We start from the raw sequence: 16,377 nt of genomic DNA, 5'->3' as shown, positions 1-16,377 counted from the left end.
CTTTTTCAGTAGATTTTATGGAAGCCTTCTTTATAATGATCGCCGCGTGCTTCGTAATCTTTATATTGATCCCAGCTCGCGCATGCGGGTGAAAACAGCACGATTTCACCGGCACTGGCAAGTTCTTTCGCTGCAAGAACTGCATGATACGGATTTTCAGCGAAACTCACTTCAATGTTTTCTATTTTGGCAAACTCTGTTAACCGCTCCGCTGTTTCGCCGTAGGCCACCAGATGTTTGACATGGCCGACATGATTTTTCAAATCATCGAACGGCTGGCCTCTGTCGAGCCCGCCGGCAATCCAGACCGTCGGCACCCGGAAGCTGTCCAAGGCAAATGATGTCGCCAGATTGTTCGTCGCCTTCGAATCATTGTAATATTTGACGCCGTCTATAATGCCGAGATATTCCATACGGTGAGGAATACCGCCAAACGCTTTCAATGTTTTGACAATCGCACTGTCTGACACGCCGAACTGTTTGACCGCTATGATCGCTGCCAAAATATTTTCATAGTTATGGCTGCCTCTCAGAAGAACGTTATCGATATTCATCAGTTTCGTATTTTCAAAACAGATGTACCCGTCTTCGATGTATGCATCCGCTCGTCCTTCCCCGGTGAAATATTTGATTTCCGCCGGACCGTCGTAAGTATCCAGAAATGATTTCTGCTGCGCGTTGAAAACGATCATATCCGATGCGTCCAGATTATCTAATAAAGACAGCTTGGCATTTACATATTCCTCTCTTGAAGAATGGTAGTCCATATGCGCTTCATAAATATTTGTCAGCACTGCGACATCCGGTTTGAAATGCTTCACACCCATCATTTGGAATGATGACAATTCCATCACGAGTACGCTGTCCTCGTCAGCTTCAAACGCCGCTTCACTCGCAGGATAGCCGATATTGCCGCATAGGATCGGTTTTTTATTATCATTGGTCATCATTTCTCCGATTAGATGGGTAACGGTCGTTTTGCCGTTCGTTCCTGTGATGCCGATGATTCCTGCATCAGTGATGTCTTTCGTCAGCTCGACTTCGGTAATGATGGGAATGCCGCGTCTTTGTGCTTCCTGGATGAATTCAATCTTGTAAGGTATTCCCGGGTTTTTGATAATCAGTTCAGCATCGTTCAAAAGGCTGACAGGATGATGACCGTCGACGATTTCGACACCCTGTCCTTTCAGCAGCTGTCTGATGCTTTCATCCGCGAATATTTCGTTCGTCGTCAAAACGACGTTCGCTCCGAAACGGATCATCGTGTTGACGGCACTCCTGCCGCTCCGGCCGTATCCGAGAACGATGACTTTTTTATCTTTGTATTTAATATGACTCATTTAAAGTCCTCCCAGCAGAATTCCAATCACACCGGCTGCTGCGCCTGTCGTCCAGAATACAGCGACAATTTTCCGTTCACTCCATCCGAGCAGTTCGAAATGGTGGTGGATCGGTGTCATCTTGAATATTCTTTTTCCTGTGAGTTTGAATGACGCCACCTGCAGTATGACTGACGCCGTCTCTATAACAAAAACAACGCCGATGATGAGCAGCAGCAGACTGTTATTGATCATGATCGACACAATGCCGATCAAACCGCCGAGAGCAAGCGATCCCGTATCTCCCATGAACAATTTAGCAGGGTATTTATTATAAATAAGGAAACCGATCAGTGCACCGATGATGATGCACAGGAACAAAGCAATTTCGTATTCATGATACATCCATGCGATGGTCAGAAACGCACCGAATGCAATGATGGACAGACCCGTCGCAAGACCGTCCAGTCCATCCGTCAGGTTGACGGCGTTACTGAAGCCCACCAGCCAGAATATAATCCACAGCACAAACAGGAATCCGAGCGGAATCGACCATTCCGTCCCGGGTATGTGGATGCTGTTTGAAATGTCAGGAATCCAGTTGGCCATTATGATGTAGACGATGATCGATACTGCAATCTGGGCAATGAATTTCTGCTTTGAAGAGAGACCTGTATTATCTTTTTTTACAACGATGATATAGTCATCGATGAAACCGATCAGGCCGAAACCGATCGTTACGATGATCAGTACAAGCATCTTGTATATATCATCGACAAAAAACAGTGCCGCAAAAGCGAGCAGTATCGTCGGAATCAGATACGTCAGACCACCCATTGTCGGGGTGCCGGTCTTCGCCATATGGGATTCGGGCCCCTCTTTTCTGATCGATTGTCCGAACTTCATGCGCTTCAACAGCGGTATGGTAATCGGCACTAATAGTGCAGTAAATGCAAATGCGAGTAATAAAAATATAAAATTCATCATGTCCTCCTAGTCATTTGGATCATTTGACGATAATGTGATGTTGATTTCACTGCCCTCTTCAATCGCATCACCGGCCTCGACCGACTGTTCAGTGATGTAACCTTCACCTTCTAAAGTGACTTCCACACCCGCAAAATCTCCAAAAATTATTGCTTCACGTTTTGACAGGCCGCTGAGGTCCGGCATTGTCGCCTGCCCCTCTGTTTTGACGAATAATGTGTCATACGGCAGCAGCGCGCTGTTTTTCGGGTAATGATCCTCGATGATTTCACCTTCACCGATCACAAGCTGATGAATCGTTTCATCTTCAGGCAGCGCCGCTTCTGTCATACTTTTACCGGTATAATCTTCGACAGGAACGAGTTCAGCAGTCTGTTCCTCATCCTGTGAACCGACTTCCAAATATTTGAGTGTACGTTCCATCAATGGGTTGAAACCGTGCATTACACCGTAGTCCCAAGTGTCTTCCTTATTTTTTGAAGCAAGCTTGATACCGTAGTAGATGATGACTTCAGGATCATCTTCCGGTGCATAGCCGATGAACGAAGTTAAAAACTCATAATCGCCACTCATATACCCGCCGTTTTCAGGATCGATGATCTGTGCGGTTCCGGATTTACCGGCCACTTCATAATCATCAAGCTGATACTGCGGGTTTCTCTCCATCGAGCCGTCTACAAATGTATTGATTTCCTGCTGTGTCTTTTCAGCGGCCTCCGGACTGATCACCTGTCTGACGACAGACTCTTTACCATCATACAGCACTTCATCCGTATTCGGATCGGTAATCGAGTCGATGACATACGGTTTTTTCATCTCGCCGCCATTCAAGATGGCAGTCATCCCCTGAATCATCTGGATCGGGGTCACCGTCGAAGTCTGTCCGAAGGATGTTGTTTTGCGCTGCAGTTCCTCATCCCACGCAATGACACCCGGCACTTCACGAGGGAACTCGGAATCGGTCGTCTCTCCGAAACCAAAGTCCTGATAGTACTCAAGCATCTTATCTTCGCCGACTTTATCCTGCAGAATCATCATGAGTGCGTTGGAAGAATACTGCATACCTTCATTATAAGTGATATTTCCCCAGCCTTCAGGCTCCCAATCATAGATTGTGTGTCCACCAACATCAAACTCCCCGGATTCAAACGTCATATCCGGCTCATATTCGCCCGCGTCAATCGCAGCTGCAAGGCTGAATACTTTAAAAGTGGAGCCCGGCTCGAATGAATACTGATAGAGCATATTCAGCCAGCTGTTGCCGAAACCTTCACGCGTCCTCGGGTTGAAGGACGGCCTCTGTCCGGAACCCAGAATCTCACCGGTTTCAGCATCTGCAACGACCGCAAACAATTCTTCAGGTTCAAAATGCTCTTCCATCGTATCGAGGGAATCTTCCACATACAGCTGAATATTCGAGTCGATCGTCAGCTGGATATCCGCACCATCTTCAGGCGCCTTGACCTGATTTTGTGTATTCGGCACTATGTATCCCCAGACATCCTGAGTATATCCGGTCGATCCGGATTCTCCCGAAAGCACATCATCATACGCACGTTCCAGACCCATCTGGCCAAACAGCTCATTCGTCTCTTCATCCTGCTCGGCATAACCGACAAGATGCGAGGCAAAATTACCGTTCGGATAAAAACGCTTAGTCTCTCCGACAAAATAAAAACCGCTGACTCCTGAATCGGGATCCGCCTGTATTTCTTCAAGTTTCAGTTTTTCATTATAGGAAATATCCATGCCCGCTCTTCCAAGCTCCACCTGGAAGCGCTCATCTTCGATTCCCTGATCTATCTTTTCAATCACTTCAGCTTCTTCCATATCCAGCACTTCATTAAGTACAGATGCCACTTTTTCCTTATCATCCACGTGATTCGGATAGTCTTCATCAATAATCAATGCGACACGGTAAGCTTGCATATCACTCGCAAGAATATTGTTATCCCGGTCGGTGATATCGCCTCTTTCGGCACTGTTGACTGCTGTTCTTGTGAATTTTTCATGTCCGTGTGCGACCAGATCTTCATCTTCCAATGATTTTCCGATCATCAAATATGAAAATTGCCAGATTATCAAAAGAAAAAGCACTCCTATACCTAGATATATTAGGAGCGCACCTACTGAAAATGATATCGTTCTATTCATAAACCTTACTTTAATTTTTGCCATGTCTTTCAACAACCTTTACATTGCTGTTGTCCAAATCCAGACCCAGCTCAGCAGCTTTCTCGTAAATTCTATCATAGGATGCCAAATGTGTCACTTCCGTATTCAACTCATCAATTTCACCATTTTTCGTCGCAATTTCACTTTCGATATTCGTGATTTCACTCTGCATCTTATAGGCCTCCATCTTCGATGAAAGGACAAATACTGCAGCAATGGTAATCATTATCATGAGCATTACATAAACAAGCGCTTCTCCACGTTTGATACCGACGACTTTACTTTTTTTCAGCGTTTCAGGATTTGATTCCACCCGGCTTTGATCATTCGGTTTCGTATTCGGTACTGCTTGGCGATACCTCTCTACTGCCATATTTAACACATCCTATTTTTGTTTCTCTGCAATTCTTAATTTCGCACTGCGTGCTCTCGGATTATTTTCTAATTCTTCTTCATTCGCAAGAACCGGTTTACGGTTTACTCTTTTTAAATCCGGTTGATATTCTTCCGGAATTACAGGCAGGCCTTTAGGCAGGTCCGGACCTTTTTCATATTCAACGAACATCTGCTTACATATTCTGTCTTCCAGTGAATGGAATGTGATCACTGACACTCTGCCATCCTTATTCAATAATTCAATCGCCGCTTCGAGTGAACGTTCAAACACTCCAAGTTCATCGTTCACTGCGATTCTGAGCGCCTGAAACACCCTTTTTGCCGGGTGGCCGCCTGTGCGGCGGAACTTGTGCGGTATTTGGGATTTTATTATTTCAGTCAGTTCTGTCGTCGTTTCGATATTCCGTTCTTTTCTTCTTCTTTCAATTTCTCTCGCGATGCGCTTGGAGAACTTTTCCTCACCGTATCTGAAGAAAATTCCCACAAGCGCTTCATAGGAATACGTGTTTACAATTTCATGCGCATCCAGAGACTGGGACTGGTCCATTCTCATATCGAGCCTCGCTTCTCTCGTATGCGAAAAACCTCTCTCGGTAATGTCGAGTTGAGGACTTGAAACACCCAGGTCATACATGATTCCATCAATCTTTTCTATATCCAGAGCTGAGAGTTCAGCCGTCAGATTTTCAAAATTACTATGTACAAGGATCAGTCTTTCATCATCTTTAAATCTTTTCTGTGCGTGTTCGATCGCATAAATATCCTGGTCGAATGCAATCACTCTGCCGGTCGTGACTTTACTGAGGAGATATTCAGTGTGACCGCCGCCGCCTAAAGTGGCGTCCACATAAATACCGTCCTCTTTAACATTGAGACCGTCCACTGTTTCTTCTAATAATACCGTGTCATGACTGAACACATTGTCACATCCTATAAATCAAAGTCTATTAAGTCTTCTGCTATATCTTCAAAGTTTTCCTCTGAATCCGAATAGAAATCTGACCATTCTTCTGAATCCCATATTTCAATCCGGCTGGAAACACCAATTATTGTGCAATCTTTTGAAAGTCCTGCATAAGTGCGTAAATTTTGAGGGATATTGATCCTCCCCTGCTTATCCACCTCGACCGCAGTTGCGCCTGAGAAGAATAACCGCATGAATTTGCGGGCATCACGTTTTGTCAGCGGCAGGTTTTTCATCTTTTCTTCAATGCGGGACCATTCTTCATGTGTGTAGCCAAAGAGACATTTATCAAGACCCCGTGTAATTACAAACTGCTCCGATAGATCCTCGCGAAACTTGCTCGGAACGATCATTCTGCCTTTTGCATCGAGTTTATTGTTAAATTCTCCCATGAACATGGTATCCACCTGCCTCTATTTATAAATTACCACATCCAACCACTTTTCACCACAAATTATATAAATAAAGTGCCATGATTTTAAATAATATAAAAAAGGCGGCTTTCTAAAATTAGAAAGCCGCCGGCTGAATGTTGATGCTATGGAGTTTTGATGATGACCAGATCCGTTGTGTAGGAAAGTGGGGGGAAATCCCTGAAATCAGTCATATATTGCCAAGGATGGTACATTCTTTCATGCAGGCCGCCGTCCGGCAGTAATTTTTCCTGCAGTTCGCTCAGGTCGCCCAATTCTTTTCTTCTGTGCCGCTTCACTTCTGTTTTGTATCTGCGTTCCAGATAATCCAGCTGTTTCAGGTGGTGTTTGAAGTTCGACTCGACAATATCCGTCATGAAATCCTGACTGTTGATGTCGTGCAGTTCTTTATAACTTTTTTCGGCGCTTCTCGTAATGTCCCGGATTTTATTTATGAAATCCGGATTGACACCATCCTCCACCATCGAACGTTTAAGTTTATCGACAGTATCATAGAACTGCGGGTTGAATTCAAGCTCATGTCTGTCCATCAGTTTTTCAAGACGCGGTGATAAATATTCAAACTCGATGCGTTTTAAAATGATGGGCATATCCACGTCCATCACTTCAAACACTTTATGCAGCTCGCCCCAATATTTCACTTCGGCGCTGCCGCCCAAAAATATCAGAGTGTTGAAAAGCATCTCCTGCATCAGAGGACGTGTCACTACATTATTGCTGAATATCTCTGGTGACTGCTCCAGGAGACCGAGCAGTTCATCTTCAGTATATTCCGCATCTTCAGCTTTGAAGTGTTCACCATTCTTTTCAAGCAATGTACGGACCGTCGGTGCGTTGATGAAGAGATGCACGTTATTGTCCGTATGAATCGTCGGTGTAATATCGAGTGTTTCAACCAGCTGTTTCTGCCCGCTCACGAAAGCCTCATCGATTTTTTCGTGCGATTCTATCATCGATCTGAACATCGATTGTTCAAGCTGCCTCACTTCGGGTGTATGGCTGTTGAATATCAGCACACCTTCATCTTTGAACAGATCATGCACCAGCGCGTGGAACAGCTCAGTCCAATAAGTGTGTTCATCAATGAATCCGGCGACTTTATCTTTCAAAGCTTTCAAATCCGAACGGTCTCCGCACATTTCGATGATCTTATCGAGCGTTTCCTTCATCGCCTGTTTATCATATTCATAGAAACCGACACTCATATTCACTTTGAGATTCGGCTTATAACTGATTTTCTTCTTTTTTCTGTGCATGTCGTCATAGACGAATGTATGATTGATCTCTTCATAATCATGGTCCTCTCCGGCTACCCAGAAGACAGGTACCGCATCATAATCATATTTGTCTTTCATATCTTTTGTCACGATGATGAGGGACATTATTTTGTGGACGATATAGGCCGGACTCATGAACAGTCCTGCCTGCTGTCCTCCGATGACTGCACGGTGACCGTCCGCCAGCAATTGCAGGTTCTTTTCCTGCGCATCCGATAAGCCGATTTTCTTCATATCAGCCTTTATGATCTCAGCAAGTTTTTCTGTATGGTCATGCGCCGGTCTCGCCAGCACCTGCTTGATACTGTTTTCATTCAATGAGAGGTTTTGATAAAATTTAAGAACATCCTCTTGCTGCTGATTAAATTTATCAATATAACCATCTTTAGAGAATTTCATACATTCAATTTCCATTGTCTTTCTCCTTTGTCACGGTGATTAATTAAAATTATAGATTTTTTCATTTTATAAAACAATTGAACTGTTTATCAATTATAATATAATGGATGAAAGGAGCGATTTTAATGATTGAAATCAAACATCTGGCAATCAACTATAAAACTGCCGGGGACTTTAAAAAGTTTGGAGAGTACGGGACCCAGGAATTGCAAATGATGGAAGAGCTTGAAGGGAACTTGATTGATGCAGATACAGACTCGCCGTTCTACGGTATATACGTCGGAGAAAATTTAGCTGCACGCATGTGTCTTTATAAAAAAGAGGATGATGACCGTCCTATCTTCGATCCGCCTCACGACTACCTTGTCATATGGAAACTTGAAGTGCTGGAAAAATATCGGGGCAGAGGATTCGGTTCAGCGCTGATCAATTATGTAAAAGAGCAGAATATGCCAATCAAAGCGATCAGCCGCCAAAACGCGCGCTCTTTCTTTGAAGACCACGGTTTTGAAACTTTAAAATATGATATTGAGAGAGATCTTGCAGACAACGCACTGATCTGGTTTCCTGAAGGATATTCTCTGCAGCAATAAAAAAAGATGAGCACAGGCTCATCTTTTTAGTTATTTACTACTTCTTCACCTTTATAGCTTCCGCATGATTTACAAACACGGTGTGAAAGTTTCATTTCACCACAGTTTGAACATTCAACCATTCCTGGCGTTGAAAGTTTAATATGCGTACGGCGTTTATTTTTACGAGTTTTAGATGTTCTTCTTTTAGGTACTGCCATGATTAATCCTCCTTTTCTTCATCACTATCAAGTAGTGCTTTTAATTTTTCAAGTCTGGGATCTGTTTTTTCCTCACTTTCGTGAGCAAACTCATCTTCATCGATGACTTCCCAATCATTTCCACTCCCAAGTGGTTCATCGCTTGTCGTATAAGCGTTCGGAAGGTTCACAATGATGAGTTCCCTGATAACAGGTTCTAAATCCAATGTATGAGTCACAGGATGAACATTTTCATCGAGATCATCATCTTCATGGACCGTTTCATCAAAGATTTCCAATGATTCAATTTGAAGCGGGACTTGAATGTCTTCAGATGTTCGACTGTCGAGCATGTTGATAATCGCATCGATATTTATCTGCGCATTGAACTGTCTGCTGCGCACAAATATTTCGCCTTTGACATTGAGTGATGCGACAGATAGGATATCCTTCCTGTCCGTCAAATTCTCAAGCTTCAGGTCATCATCAAATTTGATCACTTCATCATGGAATTTTCTTAGTTGAGCCAACGTCCATTTCATACTCTTCACCTCTTATGAGCACAAAAAATATTGTACATTTTATGGGGACTTATGTCAAGTTATTTTCTTAACAGATTATTTGATACAATACAGGATAAAGGAGGCTTTTTCAATGAATGTCACATCCCTCATCACCGAATATAATCCATTCCATAACGGTCATATATATCATATCAATGAAAGCCGTAAAGTTTCAGATGCCGATATCGTCATCGCGGTCATGAGCGGCAACTTTACGCAGCGCGGCGAAGCGGCAATTACGAATAAATTCATCAGAGCTGCCCACGCCGTAAAACACGTCGATCTCGTCGTCGAGCTGCCGCTTAAAAACAGCATCAGCTTTGCGGACGATTTCGCACTCGGCGGCGTGAGGATCGCCGAACTTCTAAAGAGCACGCATCTTGTATTCGGCAGCGAGTCCGGCGACATCACCGCCTTGAAACAGCTGTACACCGACAGCCGGGACAACGTCAGCAAAGACGAACTGTCCGCACTGATCAAACAGGGGTACAGCCACCCGCGCGCACTCTCAGAACTGCTCGAGGGCGACGACATCAGCGGCTCGAACAACATACTCGGCTTAAGCTACATACGCGCCATTGAAGCACTCGGCAGCCGCATTACACCGCTCACAATCAAAAGGCAGAGCAACCGGTACAATGAACCCGGCCTGTCCGCCGGCACATTTTCAAGCGCCACCAGCATCCGGAACAACATTACGGCCGGCAGCCTTGAAGCTGTGAAAGCATTCATGCCGCCGGAACTTGCAGATGAGATTTTTAAAAATAAAACCGTCAGCAATGCGGACTTCTTTCAGACGCTCAAGGTGATCATCACACATAAGAGCCCCGGCGAGCTGAGGGAAATCTATATGATGACAGAAGGCCTCGAAAACCGGCTGAAATCCAACATACGCGGCGCGGATACTTACGATGACTTCATGCACCGTATAAAAACAAAGCGCTACACATGGACGCGTCTGAACCGCCTGATGGCATGCATACTCCTTAATATCACCTACAGCGATATGGATGCGCATGATGTTCAGAATATTAATGCAGTGCGTGTACTCGCCATGAACAGTGCCGGCCGGGAATATTTAAAGACTCTGAAAGATACGGACGTCCAGATCATTACAAACGTGAATAAAGAAAACAGCCGCCATATCAGCGATGAGATCATGGCGACAGACGTATATAACATTGCACAGAATTCAGATCAGAATGACTTCAATACGCCCGTCATCATCGATCGCTGAATTTTTCCTGCAGCAGGTTCGCAACATGCGGCGGTACGACATCTTCTATCTTGCCGCCGTATTTTGCCACTTCTTTGACAATCGAAGACGAGATGAATGAGTAATTGTTATTCGTCATCATGTAAATCGTCTCGATGTCACTGTCGAGCTTTCTGTTCATGCTCGTCAGCTGCATTTCATATTCGAAATCACTGACCGCACGCAGACCTCTGACAATGGCTTTGGCACCCACTTCGTTACAAAAATCCACAAGCAGACCATCAAACTGTTTCACTTCCACATTATCCAGGTGGCTCGTCACTTCTTCTATCATATCCACCCTTTCCTGCGGCATGAACAAACCCTTCTTGGAAGAGTTTCTGAGAACCGAAATATACACTTTATCAAACACTTTGCTCGTTCTTTCAATTATATCCAGATGCCCGTATGTAATCGGATCGAAACTTCCCGGACAAACCGCTACTCTTGTCATGATGATTTCTCCTCAATATTAATCAATATATTTACTTTAACTGTACCATAAACGACCTCCCGTACATTGTCAAAACCCGGGTTCTTGAATGATTCATCCTTCCCCGATTCTACAACAATCCGGCCGTCTTCATTCAATAAGCCGAGTCTCTTTATTTCCGACAGGGCAAAGGAGACCATATCCTTATCATACGGCGGGTCCAGGAAAATCAGGTCGAAAGACTTGCCCCTTTTGGCCAGTGCCTTCAGTGCGCGCCTGTAGTCATTGCGGTATATTTCAACCGGCTCCCCGATGCCTTCAGTGTTCTTCTTCAATACCCCGACCGCATCTTTCGCACCGTCGATGAAAATACAGCCTTCGGCGCCTCTGCTGAGCGCTTCGATGCCGAGAGCACCCGTACCCGCGAATAAATCCAGAACCTCCCCGTGGACGGGCCCCAGTATATTGAAGATGTTTTCCCTCACTTTATCCGTGGTCGGCCTTGTATCCCGATGTGACAGAGCGGAGATTTTCCTACCTTTGTAAAAGCCGCTGATTATTCTCATAAAAATCCTCTTTCCATTTTTTGATGTTTTGAGATAAGATGAATAACAGGAGTTGATCATACATGCAAAAATTCATCCGGCTTGGTGACGGCTACGGCGATATCTTCGAGCTCGAAGCACTCATCAATTACAATCACCGGCGTATAAAATCAGGCATATACCTGCACGTTGAAAATGAACCATCCACCTTTGTGCTCGTCATGGAACCCGTTCGTGGAAATTTCCAGGCACTCTATACGATCTACAGAGGTATTCCCATGACAAGCAGACATCGGCAAAAATATAACATCATCAATGAAAGCCTCGAGAAATATGACATTCAAAAAGTGGAGATGACTACAAGACCTCCCGGTGACTTCCATGATCCGGAACAGTACTTCCAGTACATGATCGGCGTGCTGAGACTGAATCATCTGCTGCCGCCGATGACTTAGATGACTCTGTAGTCTTTCGCTTCATGCTTCTCACGTTCATATTCCCTTTTAATATTGGGATATTGTGAGACAATGACATCTGAGACGTATTTAAGCTTATTCAGCTCTTTCATTGTTTGAGAAACATCTGATTCGTTAATATATAATAATAAGTACTTCTTATCTTTATTTACATAAATCAGATGGCCATAACGTTTTAATTGTCTAATGAATTTATTTTGTTTAAAATAAATATAAATACCAATTCGTTTCTTTAACATGTTTGTCCCACCCATCTAATTTGTATAAGGATATCATACCATTTCAGCAACAGATTTTTAACAGTATCATACAGAATCATATTGGAGGATATTTTAAATGAGAAAATGTATCAAAGGAATTTTAACAACAATCGGTGTTGCCGGAGGCATTGTCGGTGGTTTGTGGATCGGTACGAAACTGACAGCAGAAACAAAGGTTCAGAACATCAAGCCCTACTTTAAAAGACGCTCACCTTACATTTTCGCACACCGCGGAGGCATGGCACTTGCGCCTGAACATACTAAGCTTGCATTCGACAAAGCCGGCGAATTCAATGTAGAAGGTTTTGAAATCGATATCCGTCTGACAAAAGACGAAGAAATCATCGTCATGCATGATGCATATGTCGACCGCACTTCAAACGGTGCAGGCCGCGTCAGCAACATGACCCTCGCTGAACTTAAGGAACTCGACTTCGGCTACCATTTCAGGGATGTCGAAGGCAACACACCTTTCAGAGGACATGCAGACGCCAAGATCCTCACTTTGAAGGAACTGCTTGAAAACTATCCGGACAAATTGGTGAACATCGATATTAAAGATAAGCCGGAAACTTACGAAGGCAGTCTGATGCCGACAGTACTCTACCGTCTGATCAAAGAACTCGGCGCAGAGGACCGCGTTCTCGTCACGAGCTTCCACGACGCACAGATCAACAGATTCAAACTCTATTCCAGAGACGAGATTGCACTCGGTGCCGGTGAAGACCAGGTGACAAAAGCTTACTTCAGCTTCAAGACAGGATTCAAACACCTTTACCAGCCGAACGCAGACACATTCCAGATTCCGGTGAACGTTAAAGGCTACCCGCTCGATAATGAGAAATTCATCGCATTCCTGCAAAACATGAATGTGGCCGTCGGCTTCTGGGTCATCAACGATATGGACAAGATGGACGAACTCATTCAAAAAGGCGCCCATACAATCGTTACAGACTTCCCCGACATCAGCTACCACCTGATGAAACAGAGATACTAGGTTAATATCAGCCCGGCTCAGTTGAGCCGGGTATTTTTGTGGTCATTTTGAGGCAGAGCGGTGGTGATGCTGTTTAGTTAGAGACGATTCCCACGCTATCTGCACAGCATACTGCTCCAGCCGTTTAGTTAGAGACGATTTTCATGCCATCTGCACAGCATACTGCCCCAGCCGTTTAGTTAGAGACGATTCTCACGCCATTTGCACAGCATATAGCCCCAGCCGTTTAGTTAAAGACGATTTTCATGCCATCTGCACAGCATACTGACCCAGCCGTTTAGTTAGAGACGATTCTCACGCCATTTGCACAGCATACAGCCTCAGCCGTTTAGTTAGAGACGATTTCCATGCCATCTGCACACCATACTGCCCCAGCCGTTTAGTTAGAGACGATTCTCACGCCATCTGCACAGCAAACAGTTCCAGACGTTTAGTTAGAGACGATTTCCATGTCATCTGCACGGCAAATGCTGTAAGAGCTGCAGCGGCTATGCCCCATCCACCCGCCACACCAAAACACAAGACACCCTCAACCATCTCCGGAAGATGATCAAGGGCGTCCGGTTTTTATTATAAAGTTTATACTGCGCAGGAACAGCTGCCGCCTGTGGAGCAGCCTCCGCCTGAATCTTTCGTGAAGAATGGATTGTCGCTGACGATGTTGACATGTTCGCTGACGTCTTCGCTCATATGGAAAAGCACTTCGTCGAGAAGTGCCTGGAGCTGATATTCAGCGCGTCTGAACTCCATGACAATCGGATGTAAATCTAATTTTTTCTTATATTGGTTGACTTCCCGTCTCTTTGTTGTAAAGTCAGGATGGTATTTGCCGAAACGGCTGACTTCTTCAAAGTCTTCTTTCATCCTTTTGAATGTAGAAATGATTTCGAGAACTTCCGGATCATTATTTATAAGATGATTATATTTACAGTAATGTTTAAATTCTTCGGTCTGTGTAATCATGTGATTCAGTCTGTCGAGCTGGTCCAGCAGTGTTAATTCTTGTAATGTTGTCATAAAAACACCTCTCAATTTATAGTAACAAACTTCAGATTTCTTTGCGAGAGTGAAATTCCATTTGCAACTATTTAGTTTATAGATTAAAATTGAATTAATGTTATTAATGCTAGGGAGGAAATTTCATGATTTTCGAAAACTCTGGTCTTGAGAAAGTTGTTGTACCTCAAGATGTCTTACAAAATGTTATGAATAAAAACGGATGGGTTCTTGGTGGTTCCTGGGATTACGAGCGTATGACTTTTGATTTCAAATATGAGATACCTGAAGGTATCTACTACCTGCGTCTGCCGGGTTACGCTGTAGACGGCGATGTTGGTGCGAACAACGCGACACTCCAGCTGATGGATCCTTATATGGGTAAACATTACTATCCAACAGGTATTGAATATGGCTCTGACGAGAATTTCCCTGAAAGAATCGTTGAACATGCTGTAAACAATATCCGTAAAGTAACTAAAGAGTTAAAAGTGTTGATCTAATACTTACATTCAATAAAGAACGGCCGCAGATCTTTTAATCGAGGTTTGCGACCGTTTAATCTTGATTCCATAAAAATAAAACAGCACCAAAGCCTTGTATCCGGCTCTGGTGCTGTTTTAATGTCATAAACCCATGTATTTCACCTTAATGGAAGATCGCATCAAACAGGCCTGCTGTGGAGCCGCCTGGATAGATGATATAAAGTAAAGCATAGACCATGATACCCGTGATAGCTGTCAAGAACCAGATGATCGCTGCGACCGGCCCCACTTTACGATGTATTCCGAGCTTCCTTTTAGATCCTGTAAACAGCTGGTATGCACCAAGCACACCGCCTGTTGTGGATAAGATGATATGGCTGATTAAAAACGTTACATAGAATGGTACCAGATTATCCGGGCCGCCGAATTGGGTACTTCCTATAAATACGGTTTTTGAAACATAGCCTATAAAGAATATCAGTGCAGCAAGTGCTGCGAGCTTCATCCATTTTTCATGCAATTCAATCTGCCTGGCACGTATATGCTTCAATCCGATTGCCATGAATACTGCACTCAGGATGATAAAAAATGTATTGATTGTCGGCAATAAAAATTCCATATAGTTATGTCTACTCCTTATTATCTGAACTGGTTCTGAAATTCTTTTCTGACTCTCGCTTCTTCAAGAGAACGGCGTGTCACTTCTTCTTCATCTCTTCTTTCATCTTTGTACCAACGGAAGAATATGAATGCGAGCATGAAGCCGAAGAACACTTCCTGCATCACTTTCATGATGATTCCACCCGTCTGCTGATCGTGGATCGGCTCTGAATCTGTAAAGTACTCCGGTCCTGAAATCATACCCTGTCCGACCAGACTGTCCAGCGTACCCGCAGGTACACAAAGTTCCATCGCAGAGAGCCATGCATCGCCGTCAGTGTATGTACTGAACATCGGCTCTGAGGCGAATATTATCAAAGCACACGCCGGCGTCAGGAGCACACCGATGCCGAATATATACAGCATTTTGAACAATCCGCCCATATGGTTCTCCTTCGGTTCCACCTTGTTGAAAATCGGATAGAACATTACCAGGGCCAGTACGAATAAAAGTATGATTACAGCATTATGTGCGACTGCGCTCATTTTCAAACCGTCCATCACCACTGGCAGGTGGTAAACAGAAAATACACCATTGAACAGAATCAAAGAGATCAACGGCTTTTTTGCAATCGCAAATATCTGTTTTATCACAGGAAGACCAACCAGGTATTTCTGCAGGTATTCAGGCAGTGCAGCATAGAATAACGGTGCTGCGAGCAGGAATCCAAATGCCATCTGAAGCATGTGGAAACTGAAAAGTATGTGGCTCAGAAGATCTACGGGAGAGCCGTATAAAATATAGATTAAAACCATATTTGTTATGAATATAGCCGACTCTTTATTCGTAATCGGACGTCCGCCTTCAAATTCACGGTACCATCTTTTCGTCACCAGAAAATAAACGACTGTGACCATGACGATGAAGACAAACCAGTAAGGGCTCCAATTAGCCATAAATCCAAATATAGATATGGACGATAAATTTTCCATTAAAATCACCCTTTTTTTTCACTTATCAATATTATAAGTTTTTTTGTCATT

At 44.0% G+C, this 16,377-nt stretch carries 21 protein-coding genes; 5 read left to right on the top strand and 16 right to left on the bottom strand.

The window, feature by feature from the left end; translation table 11 throughout:
- Nucleotides 1-5: 5 nt before the first annotated feature.
- The 7 genes from murD to bshC form a co-directional block, all read right to left on the bottom strand.
- Entirely contained in the window at nucleotides 6-1,340 is a 1,335-nt protein-coding gene (gene murD / locus ACY8DT_RS11365) for a UDP-N-acetylmuramoyl-L-alanine--D-glutamate ligase (RefSeq protein ID WP_462420424.1), read from the bottom strand.
- Entirely contained in the window at nucleotides 1,341-2,303 is a 963-nt protein-coding gene (gene mraY / locus ACY8DT_RS11360) for a phospho-N-acetylmuramoyl-pentapeptide-transferase (protein WP_462420423.1), read from the bottom strand. It lies immediately after the preceding gene.
- A gap of 9 nt (nucleotides 2,304-2,312) precedes the next feature.
- Complete coding sequence (locus ACY8DT_RS11355) at nucleotides 2,313-4,391, bottom strand: penicillin-binding transpeptidase domain-containing protein (protein ID WP_462420422.1); 2,079 nt, start codon at nucleotides 4,389-4,391, stop codon at nucleotides 2,313-2,315.
- Nucleotides 4,392-4,470: 79 nt separating this feature from the next.
- A complete protein-coding gene (gene ftsL, locus ACY8DT_RS11350; RefSeq protein WP_462420421.1) occupies nucleotides 4,471-4,854 on the bottom strand; it encodes a cell division protein FtsL in 384 nt (127 codons plus the stop codon).
- Between the two features lie 12 nt (nucleotides 4,855-4,866).
- A complete protein-coding gene (rsmH, locus tag ACY8DT_RS11345; RefSeq protein WP_462420420.1) occupies nucleotides 4,867-5,796 on the bottom strand; it encodes a 16S rRNA (cytosine(1402)-N(4))-methyltransferase RsmH in 930 nt (309 codons plus the stop codon).
- A gap of 11 nt (nucleotides 5,797-5,807) precedes the next feature.
- On the bottom strand, nucleotides 5,808-6,239 hold the full coding sequence (mraZ, locus tag ACY8DT_RS11340) for a division/cell wall cluster transcriptional repressor MraZ (protein ID WP_462420419.1): 432 nt from the start codon (nucleotides 6,237-6,239) through the stop codon (nucleotides 5,808-5,810).
- 140 nt (nucleotides 6,240-6,379) lie between these two features.
- Nucleotides 6,380-7,966: a bacillithiol biosynthesis cysteine-adding enzyme BshC gene (gene bshC, locus ACY8DT_RS11335; protein ID WP_462420418.1), complete on the bottom strand. Its 1,587-nt coding sequence runs from the start codon at nucleotides 7,964-7,966 to the stop codon at nucleotides 6,380-6,382.
- A gap of 110 nt (nucleotides 7,967-8,076) precedes the next feature.
- Here bshC and ACY8DT_RS11330 point away from each other — a divergent pair, with 110 nt between their 5' ends.
- Nucleotides 8,077-8,544, top strand: coding sequence for an N-acetyltransferase (locus ACY8DT_RS11330; RefSeq protein ID WP_462420417.1), 468 nt, complete (start codon nucleotides 8,077-8,079; stop codon nucleotides 8,542-8,544).
- A gap of 26 nt (nucleotides 8,545-8,570) precedes the next feature.
- Here ACY8DT_RS11330 and rpmF read toward each other — a convergent pair whose 3' ends face one another.
- Both rpmF and ACY8DT_RS11320 read right to left on the bottom strand, forming a co-directional pair.
- Nucleotides 8,571-8,744, bottom strand: coding sequence for a 50S ribosomal protein L32 (rpmF, locus tag ACY8DT_RS11325; RefSeq protein WP_462420416.1), 174 nt, complete (start codon nucleotides 8,742-8,744; stop codon nucleotides 8,571-8,573).
- A gap of 2 nt (nucleotides 8,745-8,746) precedes the next feature.
- Nucleotides 8,747-9,265 (bottom strand): YceD family protein, encoded by a 519-nt coding sequence (locus ACY8DT_RS11320; protein ID WP_462420415.1) that lies wholly within the window; start codon nucleotides 9,263-9,265, stop codon nucleotides 8,747-8,749.
- A gap of 112 nt (nucleotides 9,266-9,377) precedes the next feature.
- On the opposite strand from ACY8DT_RS11320, the gene ACY8DT_RS11315 reads away from it, so the two are divergent.
- Entirely contained in the window at nucleotides 9,378-10,523 is a 1,146-nt protein-coding gene (locus ACY8DT_RS11315; protein WP_462420414.1) for a nucleotidyltransferase, read from the top strand.
- On the opposite strand, the gene coaD is transcribed toward ACY8DT_RS11315, so the two are convergent.
- Nucleotides 10,510-10,995 carry a pantetheine-phosphate adenylyltransferase gene (gene coaD, locus ACY8DT_RS11310; RefSeq protein ID WP_462420413.1) on the bottom strand — a complete coding sequence of 162 codons (486 nt, stop codon included), beginning with the start codon at nucleotides 10,993-10,995 and terminating at the stop codon, nucleotides 10,510-10,512. The two genes, ACY8DT_RS11315 and coaD, sit on opposite strands and share 14 nt — an antisense overlap.
- Nucleotides 10,992-11,540 (bottom strand): 16S rRNA (guanine(966)-N(2))-methyltransferase RsmD, encoded by a 549-nt coding sequence (gene rsmD, locus ACY8DT_RS11305; protein WP_462420412.1) that lies wholly within the window; start codon nucleotides 11,538-11,540, stop codon nucleotides 10,992-10,994. The genes coaD and rsmD overlap by 4 nt, the downstream gene beginning before the upstream one ends.
- Nucleotides 11,541-11,602: 62 nt before the next feature.
- Here rsmD and ACY8DT_RS11300 point away from each other — a divergent pair, with 62 nt between their 5' ends.
- Nucleotides 11,603-11,974 carry a DUF7147 family protein gene (locus tag ACY8DT_RS11300; RefSeq protein WP_462420411.1) on the top strand — a complete coding sequence of 124 codons (372 nt, stop codon included), beginning with the start codon at nucleotides 11,603-11,605 and terminating at the stop codon, nucleotides 11,972-11,974.
- On the opposite strand, the gene ACY8DT_RS11295 is transcribed toward ACY8DT_RS11300, so the two are convergent.
- A complete protein-coding gene (locus ACY8DT_RS11295; protein ID WP_052256707.1) occupies nucleotides 11,971-12,234 on the bottom strand; it encodes a DUF2129 domain-containing protein in 264 nt (87 codons plus the stop codon). The two genes, ACY8DT_RS11300 and ACY8DT_RS11295, sit on opposite strands and share 4 nt — an antisense overlap.
- Before the next feature lie 97 nt (nucleotides 12,235-12,331).
- Between ACY8DT_RS11295 and ACY8DT_RS11290 the strand changes: the two genes are divergently transcribed.
- Nucleotides 12,332-13,252 (top strand): glycerophosphodiester phosphodiesterase family protein, encoded by a 921-nt coding sequence (locus tag ACY8DT_RS11290; protein ID WP_462420410.1) that lies wholly within the window; start codon nucleotides 12,332-12,334, stop codon nucleotides 13,250-13,252.
- A gap of 396 nt (nucleotides 13,253-13,648) precedes the next feature.
- Here ACY8DT_RS11290 and ACY8DT_RS11285 read toward each other — a convergent pair whose 3' ends face one another.
- Nucleotides 13,649-13,774 carry a hypothetical protein gene (locus ACY8DT_RS11285; protein WP_462420409.1) on the bottom strand — a complete coding sequence of 42 codons (126 nt, stop codon included), beginning with the start codon at nucleotides 13,772-13,774 and terminating at the stop codon, nucleotides 13,649-13,651.
- Between the two features lie 57 nt (nucleotides 13,775-13,831).
- On the bottom strand, nucleotides 13,832-14,269 hold the full coding sequence (locus tag ACY8DT_RS11280; RefSeq protein WP_462420408.1) for a YlbF/YmcA family competence regulator: 438 nt from the start codon (nucleotides 14,267-14,269) through the stop codon (nucleotides 13,832-13,834).
- A 125-nt stretch (nucleotides 14,270-14,394) separates the two neighbouring features.
- Between ACY8DT_RS11280 and ACY8DT_RS11275 the strand changes: the two genes are divergently transcribed.
- On the top strand, nucleotides 14,395-14,751 hold the full coding sequence (locus ACY8DT_RS11275; protein WP_462420407.1) for a YugN family protein: 357 nt from the start codon (nucleotides 14,395-14,397) through the stop codon (nucleotides 14,749-14,751).
- 145 nt (nucleotides 14,752-14,896) lie between these two features.
- Here the strand turns inward: ACY8DT_RS11275 and ACY8DT_RS11270 are convergent, their stop codons facing one another.
- A complete protein-coding gene (locus tag ACY8DT_RS11270; protein WP_462420406.1) occupies nucleotides 14,897-15,352 on the bottom strand; it encodes a DUF420 domain-containing protein in 456 nt (151 codons plus the stop codon).
- Nucleotides 15,353-15,372: 20 nt separating this feature from the next.
- A complete protein-coding gene (ctaG, locus tag ACY8DT_RS11265) occupies nucleotides 15,373-16,326 on the bottom strand; it encodes a cytochrome c oxidase assembly factor CtaG (RefSeq protein ID WP_462420405.1) in 954 nt (317 codons plus the stop codon).
- Nucleotides 16,327-16,377: the final 51 nt, after the last annotated feature.

It is taken from the genome of Salinicoccus sp. Marseille-QA3875 (genome assembly GCF_054950095.1).
Note: the sequence above shows the minus strand (reverse complement) of the source record. Positions and strands in the feature narration are given on the sequence as shown.

Excerpts from the sequence above, each read along its gene's own strand:
- mraZ (WP_462420419.1), bottom strand. The coding sequence starts at position 6,239 with ATGTTCATGGGAGAATTTAACAATAAACTCGATGCAAAAGGCAGAATG.
- ACY8DT_RS11290 (WP_462420410.1), top strand. The coding sequence starts at position 12,332 with ATGAGAAAATGTATCAAAGGAATTTTAACAACAATCGGTGTTGCCGGA.
- murD (WP_462420424.1), bottom strand. The coding sequence starts at position 1,340 with ATGAGTCATATTAAATACAAAGATAAAAAAGTCATCGTTCTCGGATAC.
- ACY8DT_RS11315 (WP_462420414.1), top strand. The coding sequence starts at position 9,378 with ATGAATGTCACATCCCTCATCACCGAATATAATCCATTCCATAACGGT.
- bshC (WP_462420418.1), bottom strand. The coding sequence starts at position 7,966 with ATGGAAATTGAATGTATGAAATTCTCTAAAGATGGTTATATTGATAAA.
- ftsL (WP_462420421.1), bottom strand. The coding sequence starts at position 4,854 with ATGGCAGTAGAGAGGTATCGCCAAGCAGTACCGAATACGAAACCGAAT.
- rpmF (WP_462420416.1), bottom strand. The coding sequence starts at position 8,744 with ATGGCAGTACCTAAAAGAAGAACATCTAAAACTCGTAAAAATAAACGC.
- ACY8DT_RS11300 (WP_462420411.1), top strand. The coding sequence starts at position 11,603 with ATGCAAAAATTCATCCGGCTTGGTGACGGCTACGGCGATATCTTCGAG.
- ACY8DT_RS11320 (WP_462420415.1), bottom strand. The coding sequence starts at position 9,265 with ATGAAATGGACGTTGGCTCAACTAAGAAAATTCCATGATGAAGTGATC.
- ACY8DT_RS11275 (WP_462420407.1), top strand. The coding sequence starts at position 14,395 with ATGATTTTCGAAAACTCTGGTCTTGAGAAAGTTGTTGTACCTCAAGAT.
- rsmD (WP_462420412.1), bottom strand. The coding sequence starts at position 11,540 with ATGAGAATAATCAGCGGCTTTTACAAAGGTAGGAAAATCTCCGCTCTG.
- ctaG (WP_462420405.1), bottom strand. The coding sequence starts at position 16,326 with ATGGAAAATTTATCGTCCATATCTATATTTGGATTTATGGCTAATTGG.
- ACY8DT_RS11330 (WP_462420417.1), top strand. The coding sequence starts at position 8,077 with ATGATTGAAATCAAACATCTGGCAATCAACTATAAAACTGCCGGGGAC.
- ACY8DT_RS11280 (WP_462420408.1), bottom strand. The coding sequence starts at position 14,269 with ATGACAACATTACAAGAATTAACACTGCTGGACCAGCTCGACAGACTG.
- mraY (WP_462420423.1), bottom strand. The coding sequence starts at position 2,303 with ATGAATTTTATATTTTTATTACTCGCATTTGCATTTACTGCACTATTA.
- ACY8DT_RS11270 (WP_462420406.1), bottom strand. The coding sequence starts at position 15,352 with ATGGAATTTTTATTGCCGACAATCAATACATTTTTTATCATCCTGAGT.
- ACY8DT_RS11295 (WP_052256707.1), bottom strand. The coding sequence starts at position 12,234 with ATGTTAAAGAAACGAATTGGTATTTATATTTATTTTAAACAAAATAAA.
- coaD (WP_462420413.1), bottom strand. The coding sequence starts at position 10,995 with ATGACAAGAGTAGCGGTTTGTCCGGGAAGTTTCGATCCGATTACATAC.